Here is a 13,474-nt window from a genome sequence, read left to right on the forward strand (position 1 = left end):
CGTCGTGGCGTGTTACACCCCGCCGCCGGTGGAGGAAAGTTGATTGACATTCGCTTCGGCCCGCAGCTGTGCGGCGATCTGACCAGCGCGGCCAGCCGGGAGTGGCTGGTTCCCGACGGTCTCGGCGGATATGCGATGGGCACGGTCGCCGGGCTGCGGACCCGCCGGTACCACGGTCTGCTGGTGGTTCCCGGCGAAACCCCGGCGTCCCGTCAGGTGGGACTGGTGAGTCTGGATCCGGCGGTCACCCTGCCGTCCGGGGCGCGGGTGCGGCTCGGCGCGCACGAGTGGTCCTCCGGCGACGTGGACCCGCGCGGCTTCGAGCTGTTGGAACGCTTCGACCTGGTCGACGGGCTGCCCCGGTGGCGGTGGCGGATCGGCGCGGTGGTGATCGAGCGGGAGGTGGCGATGCTGCCCGGCCGCTCCTGCGTGGCGGTGGTGCACCGGCTGATCGCCGGCGGGCCGGTCCGGCTGGAGTTGTCCGCCGCCTGCACCTGGCGCGACGCGCACGGCGAGCGGCGGGCCGACGGCCCGACCCCGCAGGTCGAGTCGGTGGCCGGCGGCGCGGTGGTCGAGGGCGCGTACCGGCTGGCCGGCCCGGGGTGGGCGCCCGAGGGGCAGTGGTGGTTGGGCGTGCACCACCGCGAGGAGGCCCACCGGGGCCTGCACCCGGACGAGGACCTCTGGTACGCGGGGCGTTTCGTCGGCGAGCTGGACCGCCCGGGCGACACGGTGTCGGTGCGGGCCTGGGCCGATCCGCTCGATCTGGAGCCGCCAGCGGCGGAGGAGATCGTGGCGACGGCCCGGCGGCGCAACCGGCAGGTGGTGGCGACGGCGAAACCGGCCGACGACGTGGCGGCCACCCTCGCGCTGGCCGCCGACGCGTTCGTGGTGCGCACCAACGACGCGGCGGTGGACGTGGTCGCCGGCTACCCCTGGTTCGGGGCCTGGTCCCGGGACACGATGATCTCGTACGAGGGGTTGTTCCTCTGCACCGGTCGGGCCGACCTGGGCCGGGCGCTGCTGCGGTCGTACGCGGCGACGCTGTCCGAGGGCATGCTGGCCAACACGGCCGACACCGGTCGGGTGGAGTACAACACCGTCGATGGGACGTTGTGGTTCCTGCACGCGGTGAGCCGGCACGTCACGGTCACCGGCGACACCGATCTCGGCGACGAGTTGCTGCCCGCGTTGCGTGCGGTGGTCGAGGCCCACGTGGCGGGCACCCGGTACGGGATCGCCGTCGACCCGGCCGACGGGCTGCTCAGCCAGGGTGCCGCCGGCACCGCGCTGACCTGGATGGATGCCCGGGTGTACGGGGTGCCGGTCACCCCGCGTACCGGCAAGCCGGTCGAGGTCAACGCGTTGTGGATCAACGGGCTGGCCGGGCTCGCCGAGCTGACCGAGTTGGCCGGGCAGGACGCGCACGAGCTGTGGCGTCGGCACGGGCAGGCGACCGCCTCGTTCCGGGAGCGTTTTCCGGCGCCGACCGGCTGGCTGCACGACGTGCTGGACGCGCCCGCGCCGGCGTACCCGCTCGGGGGCGCGGCCCTACACGACGACGACGCGTTGCGTCCCAACCAGTTGCTGGCCTGGTCTCTGCCGTTCGCGCCGCTGGAGCCGGACGAGGCGACGCTGCGTCGCGTCGCGGACGGGCTGCTCACCCCGCTCGGGCCGCGCAGTCTCGCCCCGGATTCGGCGGAGTTCGTGGGCCGGCACCGGGGTGGCCCCGCCGAGCGCGACGGGGGCTACCACCAGGGCACTGTGTGGCCGTGGCTGCTCGGCCCGTACGTCGACGCCGCCCGCCGGGGGAAGATGTCAGTCGATGACACGTTCGTTGGGATTGAGTCACATCTGACCGAATATGGATTAGGCTCGGTAAGCGAGACGGCCGACGGCCTCGCGCCGCACGCCGCGACCGGCTGCCCATTCCAGGCGTGGTCGGTGGCCGAGCTGCTGCGGGTGCGCCGGAAGGGCCAGTAGCGCTTTACACGACCGCAACGGTGGTGTCGCCGCCGGTTATCTCGATCCCGGCAGGATTGGCCCCGATCCAGACGCGACGGCGACATCGACTTCCGGTGTCGGTCGGCGCGCGCCCGGGGACAACTCAAAGGGGGCCGCATGTCACCCGACGCCCACGTGATCGACATTCACCCCGCCCGGCAACTGCGGGTGCTGATGCTCTCCTGGGAGTACCCGCCGGTGCTCGTCGGCGGCCTCGGCCGGCACGTGCACGCCCTCTCCGTCGCCCTCGCCGCCGCCGGCCACGAGGTCACCGTCGTCACCCGCCACACCGACGGCGCACCCATGGAGGAGTACGCCGACGGCGTCCGCATCCTGCGCGCCCCCGAAGACCCGGTCACCTTCCCCCTCGCCACCAGCTCCCTCCTGGCCTGGACCATGGCCTTCAACCACACCCTCACCCGCACCGCGCTGCGCGCCACCCAGGCCGGCGCCTACGACGTCATCCACGCCCACGACTGGCTCGTCGCCCACACCGCCATCAGCCTGGCCGAGCACCTGGACCTGCCCCTGGTCACCACCATGCACGCCACCGAGGCGGGGCGGCACCAGGGCTGGTTGCCCGAGGAGATGAACCGCACCATCCACGGCGTCGAGCAGTGGCTCAGCAGCGAGTCCGGCCGGGTGATCGTCTGCTCCGGGTACATGCGCGAGCAGGTGAAGGCCCTGTTCGACATCCCGGCCCCGCAGGTCGACGTGGTGCCCAACGGGGTCGACGGCCGGGCCTGGCGGGCCCGTCCGCGCGCTGTCGCGTCGGCCCGCGCCCGGTTCGCCGGGGACGGCCCGTTGATCGGGTACGCCGGACGCCTGGTCTACGAGAAGGGCGTCCAGCACCTGGTGCACGCGGTGCCCCGGCTGCGCGAGCGGCACCCGGGTCTGCGCGTGGTGATCGCCGGCGACGGCCCGTACCGGCCCGAGTTGGAAGCCCAGGCCCGACGGCTGGCGCTCTGCTCGACCGTCCGGTTCACCGGTTTCCTCGACTCCACCCAACTGCCGGCGATGCTCGGCGCCACCGACGCGACAGTGGTGCCCAGCCTCTACGAGCCGTTCGGCATGGTGGCGCTGGAGGCGGCAGCCGCCGGGGCGCCACTGGCGGTGGCCCGCACCGGAGGCCTCGCCGAGATCGTGGAGTCCGGCGTGACCGGGGTGACGTTCCCGCACAGCGACCCGGACGCGCTCGCCGGCGCGGTCGGTCAACTGCTCGACGACGAGGTCTTCGCCCGGCGGGTGGCCCGCCGCGCCCGCACCATGGTCGGCGAGCAGTACGGGTGGGCCACGATCGCCGCCCGCACCGCCGCCAGCTACGCCGCCGCCCGCCGGGAGCACGGCCCGCTCCAGGCCCGGCGCGCCTCCGCCCGACTCGCTGGTGGACGTGCCCGGATCGCCATCCCGGAGGGCAACCTGCTGGCGCGCGTCGACCACGCCGCGTGCTGAGCCGAGTCGGACTACCGATAGGTGACTTCCGATCCGCTGGTTAGGGTGTAGCCCGGACAGCGGCCGAGGAGGAGCGTGCGCAGGTGCTGATCGCCGGTCGGTACCGGCTGCTCGACCTGGTGGGGCGCGGGGGCATGGGTCGGGTCTGGCTGGCCCACGACGAGATGCTGCACCGCGAGGTCGCGGTCAAGGAGATCGTTCCGCCGACGTGGCTCGCCGACCACGAACGGGCCGAACTGCGCTCGCGCACCCTGCGGGAGGCCCGCGCCGCGGCCCGGCTCAACCATCCCGCAGTGGTCCGGCTCTACGACGTCATTCCGGTCGACGGTAATCCGTGGATCGTGATGGAGTACGTCCCGTCCCGCACGTTGCAGGACCTGGTGGACGCCGAAGGGCCACTGGAGCCGTCCCACGCCGCCCGCATCGGCCTCGCCATCCTCGACGCGCTGCGCGCCGCGCACACCGCCGGGGTGCTGCACCGCGACATCAAACCCCAGAACGTGCTTGTGGCGCACGACGGGCGGGTGATGCTCACCGACTTCGGGCTGGCCACCTTCGACGGCGGCGACGGCGTGACGACCCGCCCCGGCATGGTGCTCGGCTCCCCCCAGTACGTCGCCCCGGAGCGGGCCGCCGAGGGGGCGTCCACTGTCGCCGCCGACCTGTGGTCCCTCGGGGCGACCCTGCACGCCGCCGTGGAGGGCCGCTCCCCGTACGCCCGCAGCACCGCGATGGCCACCCTGAGCGCACTGGCCGCCGGACCGCCGGACCCGGCCCCGCACGCCGGGGCGCTCGCGCCGGTACTCGCGGGGTTGCTACGCCGCGACCCGCACGACCGCCTCGACCACGACGCGGCCCGCCAGTTACTGGTCCGGGCCGCGACCGGTGAGACCGAGCCGCCCCCGGCGTCGGGGGCAGCGTCGGGGTCGGCGTCGTCAGCGTCGGGGTCGGCGGGCCGGCTCGGCCCGGCGACGGGCGAAGCGCACGCCGGGGCCGACGAGTCGGCCGACCAGGAGCTGACCATTCCGCTACCCCCGCCCGGTCCGGCCGCCGGACCGGGCGGGGAGGCTCCGGTGCTCCCCGCAGCGAAGGGACGCCGCGCGACGCGGCGGGCCGCGCTTGTCGCCGTGTCACTCCTGGTGGCCGTGGCGGCCGGTGTCGCCACCGCGCTGGCCGTCACCGCTGACCAGCCCACCGACACCGCCGCCCGGCCCTCCGGCCCACCCCCGTACGCCCCGCCGGACGGCGGCGGCCGGGACGGCCCCTACGGTCCCGGCCCCGACCGTCACCGGCCGCCACGCGGTGGGCCCGGTGTGGCCCCACCACCGTTCGCCTGCGTCCGCCCGGACATCGGCGGCGCGCCCGTGCCGGCCGGCGCGGCGGCCTCCGGCGAACGGTTCCGGCCGCCGTCCGGCTGGGTCTGGCACGCCGACGACGCCGGCTTCCGCGTTTCCGTGCCGGCGACCTGGCACTACTCCCGCGACGGGGTGGTGGCCTGTTTCCAGGACCCGGCGACCGGCCGAACGTTCAGCGTCGCCGCGGGCGGCGCCGCCGAGCCGCTGGCCGGGCTGCGGGCGGTCCGCGACGCGGCGGCCGGGGCCGGGGCACTGCCGGAGTACCAGGAGATCCGGCTCGCCACGATCGACGGCGGCGCGGAGTGGGAGTGTCGCTGGAGGGCACCGGACGGGCCACTGCTGCACGCGCGACAACTCGTCGCCGGCGCCGACGCCTGGACGTTGGGTTGGATCACCGCGGACGAGGACTGGGCGGCGGCCGACGCCGACTGGGCAGTGGTGCGAAAAAGTTTCCGACCACCCCGCTGACCTGCACCGTATGGCCATGATCCGGACGTCCGTCCGGCGTGGATCGAGGCCGCTCAGCGGATGAGAATGCCAGCACCGGTGGCTATCGTGTAACTCGGGGTGACCGAGGGGGAGCGTCCGTGCATCAGTTGCTGATCGCGGGTCGGTACCGGCTGCTCGACCTGGTCGGCACCGGCGGGATGGGTCGGGTGTGGCTTGCTCGCGACGAGATGCTGCATCGCGACGTCGCGGTGAAGGAGGTCGTGCCGCCGTCCTGGCTGTCCGAGGCCGAACGCGAGGAGTCGCGGCTGCGGACGTTGCGCGAGGCACGCACCGCCGCCCGGCTCAATCACCCCAATGTGGTCCGCATCTACGACGTGGTCCACGACCGGGAGAGCCCGTGGATCGTGATGGAGTACGTGCCGTCGCGGTCGGTGCAGGAAATCATCAACACCGAGGGGCCCCTGAGCCCGCAGCGCACCGCCCAGATCGGCTTGGCGGTGCTCGCCGCGCTGCGGGCCGCGCACGCCGCCGGGGTGCTGCACCGCGATGTGAAACCGCACAACGTGCTTGTCGCCGACGACGGTCGGGTGGTGCTCACCGACTTCGGGCTGGCCACCTTCGACGGTGGCGAGGGTGCGATGACCGGGCCGGGCACGGTGCTCGGCTCGCCGCAGTTCGTCGCGCCGGAGCGGGCCCGCGAAGGGGTGTCGGATCCGCGTACCGACCTGTGGTCGCTGGGCGCGACGCTCTACGCGACGGTCGAGGGGCAGTCGCCGTACGCCCGGTCCAGCGCGATGGCGACCCTCAGCGCGCTGGCCACCGACCCACCGGATCCGATGCGCCGCGCCGGTCCGTTGCGCCCCGCGCTCACCGGCCTGCTGCAACGCGACCCCTGGCGGCGGTTGACCGCTGCCGAGGTGGAGCCGCTGCTGCGCAGTGCCGCGGCGGCCCACCGCCAGCCGGTCGACTCGCCGCGGTCCTCGGCGGTGGCCGCGGTACGCGGCGCGAGCCGGACCGTCCTGCCCGACCGGGCCGCCCCGCCCGGCGATGAACCGTCACCAACCCGCCCGCCGGGTAACCGGCCGGGCAGGCGACGTCTGCTCGTCCTGGGCGGGGCGGCGACCGCCCTGCTCGTCGCCGCGGGTGTAACGCTGGCACTTGTCGACCGCGACGTCGAACGGACACCACCGTCGGGGTCCGGAGGCGGCGCGCCGACCGCCCGACCGGCCGCGTTCGCCTGCGCGGCGCCACCGCCGCCGAGCGCCACTCCGGTGGTCGCGATGTCGCGCCCGGCGGACGCGCCGTACCGACTGCGCGAGGGCTGGACGTGGCACGACGACCCGACCGGGTTTCGGATCGCCGTGCCGGTGGGCTGGACGCGGTGGACCGAGGGGGCGGTGATCTGCTTCCGGGAGCAGGGCGGCGCCCGGGTGCTCAGTGTCGAGGCAGGGCCGGCGCGGGCCGACCCCGTGGCGTACTGGAAGGCCGAGGAGGCGCGGCTCACCACCGGTGACGCGCTGCTCACCGACTACCTCAGGGTGGACATCTCCGCGATGGACATCTTCGAGGGCGGCGCGGTCTGGGAGTGCGGTTGGGAGAACGCCGCCGGCGACAAGCTGCACAGTTTTCGGTTGCTGGCCAACACCTCGGCCGACCGTTCCTACACCGTCTCGTGGTTGACAAAAGAGTTCGACTGGCAGGTCAACGCGGCATACTTGCCGATGATCCGGCAGAGCTTCACCCCCGCGATGTGACCCGGTCCGATGTGGACTGTCCGGGTGATGCCCCTGCGGCGCCGACGCTGACTACAGTGGCGTAGTTTTGGCGCTCAAGATCCCTGGGGAGGGTGAGCCGAGATGATGGGACCGCAACACGCGCTGTCCGGCGCGGCGGCGTGGTTGGCCGGGTCCTGGGCACTGGACCAGTTCGCCGACTATCACCAGTCGCCGCTCGCGTTGGCGGTGGGCACCGCGGTGTGCGCCGGTGGCGCGCTCTTTCCCGACCTCGACATGTCGGGCAAGGTGACAAAGAACCAGGGTGGCGCCACCGTGGCGCGTACCTTCGGCGTCTTCTCGCTCTTCGCCGCCGAGGTGATGGAGAAGATCTCGCTCGGGGTCTACTACGCCACGAAGCTCAGCAGGGACCCGCGCCGCAACAACGGGCACCGGACGCTGACCCACACGCTGCCGTTCACCCTGCTGATCGGCTGGGGCACCACCGCGCTCTGCGCGGCGTACGGCAAGTGGGCGGTCATCACCATCCTGTTCTTCATGTTCGGCCTGGCGATGCGCGGGCTGTTCGACGAGTGGGCCGAACGTGCCGGGTGGGTGATCATCACCCTCGCCTCGGCCGGGGCGGCCTGGTTCACCTTCGCCAACCTGCCGGGGGGCCGCGGCTATCCGCTGATCGGCACGGCTCTGGGCGTGGGCTGCTTCGTGCACATCCTCGGCGACATGATCACCAGAGCGGGCGTGCCGATCCTCTGGCCAATCCCGATCAAGCGGCGGATGTGGATGATGATCGGCCTACCGAACAGCATCGCCCTGCGGGTCGGCAGCAAGGCCGAGGTGGTCGGGATGCGCATCGCACTGACCGTCGTCTCGGCGCTCGCCACGGTCGGCCTGATCGCGCCCTCGGTGCTGAGCCGGTTCGACATCGAGATATGACCGACCCGGCGCCGGAGCCGCCGCCAGCCGCCGACGCGCGGGTGCCGGAGTTCTGGCACGCACTGGGGCTGCCCGGGCTGGCCGACGTGCACGTGCACTTCCTACCGCCGCGCCTGCTGCGCCGGATCTGGGCGTACTTCGACGCGGCCGGACCACTGGTCGGCACCGAGTGGCCGATCCGGTACCGGTGGAGCGACGCCGAGCGGGTCGCGTACCTGCACCGTCTCGGCGTGCGGGCGTTCACCGCCCTGGCGTACGCCCACCGGCCGGGCATGGCCGCGGACCTGAACCGGTGGTCGCTGGACTTCGCCCGGGTCACCCCGGGCTGCCTGCCCTCGGCCACCTTCTTCCCCGAACCGGACGCGCCCGCGTACGTGGAGGCGGCGCTGGCCGGCGGGGCCCGGGTGTTCAAGGTGCACGTCCAGGTCGGGGGCTTCTCACCGACGGATCCGGCGCTGGACCAGGTGTGGGGGACGCTGTCCGACGCGGGCGTGCCGGTGGTGGTGCACGCCGGCCACGCGCCCGTGGGCACCGCGCACACCGGCCCGGAGCAGTTCGGCGAGTTGCTGGCCCGCCATCCTCGGCTGACCGCCGTGGTGGCGCACCTCGGCGCCCCGGACTATCGGGCGTTCCTGGATCTCGCGGAGGCGTACGAGCGGGTCCGACTGGACACCACAATGGCCTTCACGCCCTTCTTCGAGCAGTTCGTCCCCTTCCCCGACGACGAGCTGCCCCGGCTGCGGGAGTTGGGACTGTCCGGCAAGGTGCTGCTGGGCAGCGACTTCCCCAACATCCCCTACCCGTACGCCGACCAACTCACCGGGTTGGCCCGGCTGGACCTGGGCGACGACTGGCTGCGCGCGGTCTGCTGGAACAACGCCGCCGCGCTGTTCGACCTGACCTGACCCGCGCGTTCAACCCCCGCCCTCGGCACCCTGCCCTCGGCGGTTCCGCCCACCCCTCGGCGGTTCCGCACGCCGCCCCGCTCCGCACACCCCGCACCGCATCGCGCACCCCGCGCCCCGCGCCCGTACCGCACCGCATTGCGCACCCCCCGCACCCCGCGCCCCCGGCACCCCGCACCGCATCGCGCACCCCCGCACCCCCGCACCCCCGGCGCCCCGCACCGCATCGCGCACCCCCGGCGCCCCGCACCCCCGGCGCCCCGCACCGCATCGCGCGCCCCGGCACCCCGCGCCCGTACCTCCGCGCCCCCCGCACCCTGGCGCCCCGGCACCCGGGCCCCGCGCAACTTCCCTGAAGTTGCTGCCTCCGGCACTCGGGAGGCAGCAACATCCCTGATATTGCGCGGATCTTGCCCGGCGATCTCGCGGCGCCCGCCACGCCCACCGCGCTGCGCCCCTTGCCCTGCCCTTGCCTTGCCCTTGCCTTGCCTTGCCTTGCCCTTGCCCTTGCCCTTGCCCTTGCCCTCGCCCTTGCCCTTGCCCTCGCCCTTGCCCTTGCCCTTGCCCTCGCCCTCGCCCTTGCCCTTGCCCTTGCCCTTGCCCTTGCCCTTGCCCTTGCCCTTGCTTCCAAGATCGTGCTGGATCCTTGTTGTAGTGGCCTCCGTAACCGCCCGAGGGGACTACAACAGGGATTGAGCACGATCTTGAGGAATCCCCCGCCGGGACGCCCGCGCGCGGGACGCCCGCATCGGGGCGAACGGCACGAAGACGCGGAGCGAAAGACGCGGGGCGCTCGGCAACGAGCAGGCGGCGCGGCGCGGCGCGGCGCGGCGCGGCAGGGCGCGGCGCGGCAGGGCGCGGCGCGGCGGGGCGCGGCGCGGCAGGGCGCGGCGCGGCGGGGCGCCGCGCGGCAGGGCGGGGCGCGGCAGGGCGGGGCGCGGCACTCCAGCGCGGAAACACGCGACGCTGACAGTGCGAGAAGCACCGGGAGACACCGCTACGGCGCGGGTGCACGCGCTGAGTGGGAGCGACGGCACGCCTGTCGCGTGACCGCTGAATTGTTTTCGACATCGGCTATTGACGTCGCCGTAACAGGTGGCCTAGCGTCCTGTCGAACCGCTTCGTCGAAGCGTTTCGACGAAGCGGCGGGAGCGATCCCACCCCCGGCCGGAGGAGGTACGCGTGGCCACCATGCACGACGTCGCCCGCCTCGCGCAGGTCTCGGTCAGCACCGTGTCGTACGTGCTCACCGGCGCCCGGCCGATCTCCCAGGCCACCCGGGACAAGGTGCTCGCCGCGATGGCGGAGCTCGACTACCAGCCCAACGCGATGGCCCGCGGCCTGGCCAGCCGGCGCAGCCGGATCCTCGGCCTGCTGATGCCGATGGACGAGCGTGGCCTGGGCGCCACCGAAACCGCCTTCGTCACCGGCGCCGCGTCGGCGGCCAGCGCGGCCGGCTACCACCTGGTGCTGTCGCCGGTCGGTGGTGGCAACCTGGACGACCTGCGGCGGCTGGCCACCCAGCGGATGCTCGACGGCGTCGTGCTGATGGAGGTGCAGCTCGCCGACGAGCGGGTCACGGTGCTCCAGGAGGCCGGTGTACCGCTGGTGCTGATCGGTCGGACCGGCGACACCAGCGCGCTCTCCTACGTCGACATCGACTTCGACCAGACCGTCCGGGAGGCCGTCGCGCACCTGGTCGGCCTCGGGCACCGGCGGATCGTCTATGTCAACCACTCGGCCGCGACGCTGGCCAGCGGTTACGGGCCCGCGCTGCGGACCCGGGACGCCTTCGTCGCGGCGATGACCGGACACGGCCTCGAGCCGGTGATGATCGCGGCCGAGGACAGCGCCGCCGGCGGTCGCGCGGCCCTGGCCGACGCGTTCGCGCGGACGCCGGAGCTGACCGCCGTGCTGGCCATGAACGAGACGGCGATCTTCGGCATTCTCGGCGAGCTGACCGGCCGTGGGTTGTCGGTGCCCGACGACGTCTCCGTCGTCTCGATGGTCACCTCGCCGCAGGTGGCCGAGCTGGCGACCCCGGCGCTGACCGCGATGACGTCCCCCGGTTCGGCACTGGGTCGGATGGCGATCGAGGCGCTGGTGCGCCACCTGGACGGCGCCGGCGATCGGCTCCACCAGCAACTGCTGCCGTGCTCGCTGGAGATCCGGGGCTCGACGGCCGCACCACGAAGCCGCCAACTCATGGGGGCTGACAAGTAGGAACGGCCCGCCGCCGCGCGGCAACGCGACGACGGGCCTCGTGAAGTACCGGCTAGATACTCAACGAGGAGGATGCTAATGCAGCGATTCCATCGGCTCGTCGCCGCGATCGCCCTGGCGGCCACCGCGACGACCACCGTGGCCGCCTGCGGCGGGGGCGACAACGGGGACGACAGCGACGCCAAGACCCTCAAGCTCTGGCACTACGAGAGCGAGAACAGCGCGATGGGGGTGGGCTGGGACCGGGCGATCGAGATCTTCAAGTCCGAGCACCCGGGCGTCGAGGTGCGCTTCGAGCGCAAGGCGTTCGAGCAGATCCAACAGAACGCCGGCATGATCATCAACTCGTCCGAAGGCCCGGACATCATGGAGTACAACAAGGGCAACGCGACCGCCGGCCTGCTCTCCACCCAGGGCCTGCTCTCCGACCTGAGCGCCGAGGCCGACAAGCGCGGCTGGGCCGGCAAGCTCAGCCCCAGCCTGCAGACCACTGCCCGGTACAGCGACAAGGGTGTGATGGGCTCGGGCAAGTGGTTCGGGGTGCCGAACTACGGCGAGTACGTCACTGTGTACTACAACAAGGACCTGTTCCAGCAGAACGGCGTCAAGGTGCCGACCAGCATGGCCGAGATGACCGCCGCGATGGACACCTTCGTCGGCAAGGGCGTCACCCCGCTGGGCATGGCCGGCGCCGAGTACCCGGCCGGGCAGCTCTTCTACCAGCTCGCCCTCTCCAAGGGCGACAGGCAGTTCGTCGACAACTACCAGCTCTACAAGAACCCTGTCGACTTCAAGGCCGACCCCCTCAAGTACGGCGCGGACACCTTCGCCGAGTGGGTGCGCAAGGGCTACGTGGCCAAGAACTCGGCAAGCCTCAAGGCCGAGGACATGGGCACCGCCTTCATCGGCGGCAAGGTCCCGATGATCGTCTCGGGTAGCTGGTGGTACGGCCGGTTCAAGACCGAGATGAAGGCCAACTGGGACACGTTCCTCTTCCCCGGCAACACCCTCCAGGCCGGCTCCTCCGGCAACCTGTGGGTGGTTCCGGAGAACAGCAAGGCCAAGAGCCTGGCCTACGACTTCATCGACATCACCCTGCGTCCGGAGATCCAGGACCTGATCGGCAACAACGGTGGTGTCCCGATCGCCGCCGACGCGTCGAAGATCAGCGACCCGAAGGACCGCAAGCTGATCGAGGACTTCAACACGGTCAGCAAGCAGGACGGGCTCGCCTTCTACCCGGACTGGCCGGTCCCCGGCTACTACGACGTGCTGGTCTCCGGCTTCCAGGGCCTGATCAACGGGTCCAAGTCGCCCGACCAGGTCCTCGACACGATCGCCAAGCCGTACGCCGATGGCGTCAAGGAGATCACCAGCAAGTGACACGGCGAGCGGCGGGCGCGACCGGCACGACCGGCGCGCCCGCCCGCCCCGCCGGGAAGGATCTTCCATGGCAGTCTCCGAGACCGTCGCCGCCACACCGCCGGCCGCGACGCCCACCCCGCCCCCGCCCGGCCGCAGACGCCGCGGCCGCGACGCGGCGTACTGGCTCTACCTGCTCCCCGGAGCGGTGCTCTTCGTCCTGGTCATCGGCGCGCCGCTTCTCGGCACCCTCTACCTGTCGCTGACCAAGTGGTCCGGCATCGGCGACCCCCGGTGGGTCGGCCTGGACAACTACCGGCACCTCCTCCAGGACGACGTGTTCTGGGCGTCGTTCCGCAACACCGTCTGGATGATCGTGGCGATGGTGGTGGTGCCCACCGTGCTCGGGCTGCTGCTCGCCGCCGTGCTCTTCGACGTCATCGGTCGACGGTTCAAGCCACGCACCGCCGCCGCGCTGCGGGCCGCGTTCTACCTTCCGCAGGTGCTGCCCGTCGTGGTGGCCGGCATCGTCTGGGGCTGGATCCTGCGCCCCGACGGGGCGTTCAACAGCCTGCTCGACGCGGTCGGTCTCGGCGCGCTACGCCACGACTGGCTCGGCGACCCGGGCACCGCCCTGCCGGCCGTGATGGCGGTGATGATCTGGGTGCAGATCGGCTACCCGGTGGTCGTGTTCATGGCGGCGCTCCAGCGGGTCGACCCCGAGTTGTACGAGGCGGCCGAGGTCGACGGGGCGAACTGGCTCCACCGGTTCCGAGCGATCACCCTCCCGCAGATCCGGCCGGAGACGTTCGTGGTGGCGTTGACCTGCACCATCGCCGCGCTGAAGGTGTTCGGGCCGATCTTCGCCCTGACCCGGGGCGGCCCGGACAACGCCACGAACGTGCCGTCGTACTTCGCGTACTACACGTTCTTCAAAAAGTTGCAGGTCGGCTACGGCTCCGCGATCTCCACGGTGCTGACTCTGATCATCGTTCTGGTGGCCGTGGTCTTCATCTGGATGCAGGCGCGCAGCGAGCGCCGGGACCGGGGGATCTGA

The 13,474-nt window shown here is 72.5% G+C and carries 9 protein-coding genes; all 9 read left to right on the forward strand.

Translation table 11 applies throughout. From position 1 onward, the window contains the following. Window positions 1-39: 39 nt before the first annotated feature. The 9 genes from ACQPWW_RS23700 (at window position 40) to ACQPWW_RS23740 (ending at window position 13,474) form a co-directional block, all read left to right on the forward strand. Window positions 40-1,983, forward strand: coding sequence for an amylo-alpha-1,6-glucosidase (locus ACQPWW_RS23700; RefSeq protein WP_433125631.1), 1,944 nt, complete (start codon window positions 40-42; stop codon window positions 1,981-1,983). A 138-nt stretch (window positions 1,984-2,121) separates the two neighbouring features. Continuing rightward, window positions 2,122-3,456, forward strand: coding sequence for a glycosyltransferase family 4 protein (locus ACQPWW_RS23705; protein WP_433125633.1), 1,335 nt, complete (start codon window positions 2,122-2,124; stop codon window positions 3,454-3,456). An 83-nt stretch (window positions 3,457-3,539) separates the two neighbouring features. Beyond that, on the forward strand, window positions 3,540-5,279 hold the full coding sequence (locus ACQPWW_RS23710; protein WP_433125634.1) for a protein kinase domain-containing protein: 1,740 nt from the start codon (window positions 3,540-3,542) through the stop codon (window positions 5,277-5,279). 119 nt (window positions 5,280-5,398) lie between these two features. Continuing rightward, the gene (locus ACQPWW_RS23715; RefSeq protein ID WP_433125636.1) at window positions 5,399-7,015 is read left to right on the forward strand and encodes a protein kinase domain-containing protein; all 1,617 of its coding nucleotides are present in this window, start codon (window positions 5,399-5,401) and stop codon (window positions 7,013-7,015) included. 102 nt (window positions 7,016-7,117) lie between these two features. Continuing rightward, complete coding sequence (locus ACQPWW_RS23720; protein WP_433125638.1) at window positions 7,118-7,927, forward strand: metal-dependent hydrolase; 810 nt, start codon at window positions 7,118-7,120, stop codon at window positions 7,925-7,927. Then, a complete protein-coding gene (locus tag ACQPWW_RS23725; protein ID WP_433125639.1) occupies window positions 7,924-8,832 on the forward strand; it encodes an amidohydrolase family protein in 909 nt (302 codons plus the stop codon). The genes ACQPWW_RS23720 and ACQPWW_RS23725 overlap by 4 nt, the downstream gene beginning before the upstream one ends. 1,191 nt (window positions 8,833-10,023) lie before the next feature. Then, window positions 10,024-11,055 carry a LacI family DNA-binding transcriptional regulator gene (locus ACQPWW_RS23730; RefSeq protein ID WP_433134510.1) on the forward strand — a complete coding sequence of 344 codons (1,032 nt, stop codon included), beginning with the start codon at window positions 10,024-10,026 and terminating at the stop codon, window positions 11,053-11,055. 78 nt (window positions 11,056-11,133) lie between these two features. Further along, window positions 11,134-12,438, forward strand: coding sequence for an ABC transporter substrate-binding protein (locus ACQPWW_RS23735; protein WP_433125640.1), 1,305 nt, complete (start codon window positions 11,134-11,136; stop codon window positions 12,436-12,438). 67 nt (window positions 12,439-12,505) lie between these two features. Further along, window positions 12,506-13,474 carry a carbohydrate ABC transporter permease gene (locus tag ACQPWW_RS23740; RefSeq protein ID WP_433125642.1) on the forward strand — a complete coding sequence of 323 codons (969 nt, stop codon included), beginning with the start codon at window positions 12,506-12,508 and terminating at the stop codon, window positions 13,472-13,474.

The sequence above is a fragment of the Micromonospora sp. CA-240977 genome (assembly GCF_050942285.1).
GTDB lineage: Bacteria > Actinomycetota > Actinomycetes > Mycobacteriales > Micromonosporaceae > Micromonospora.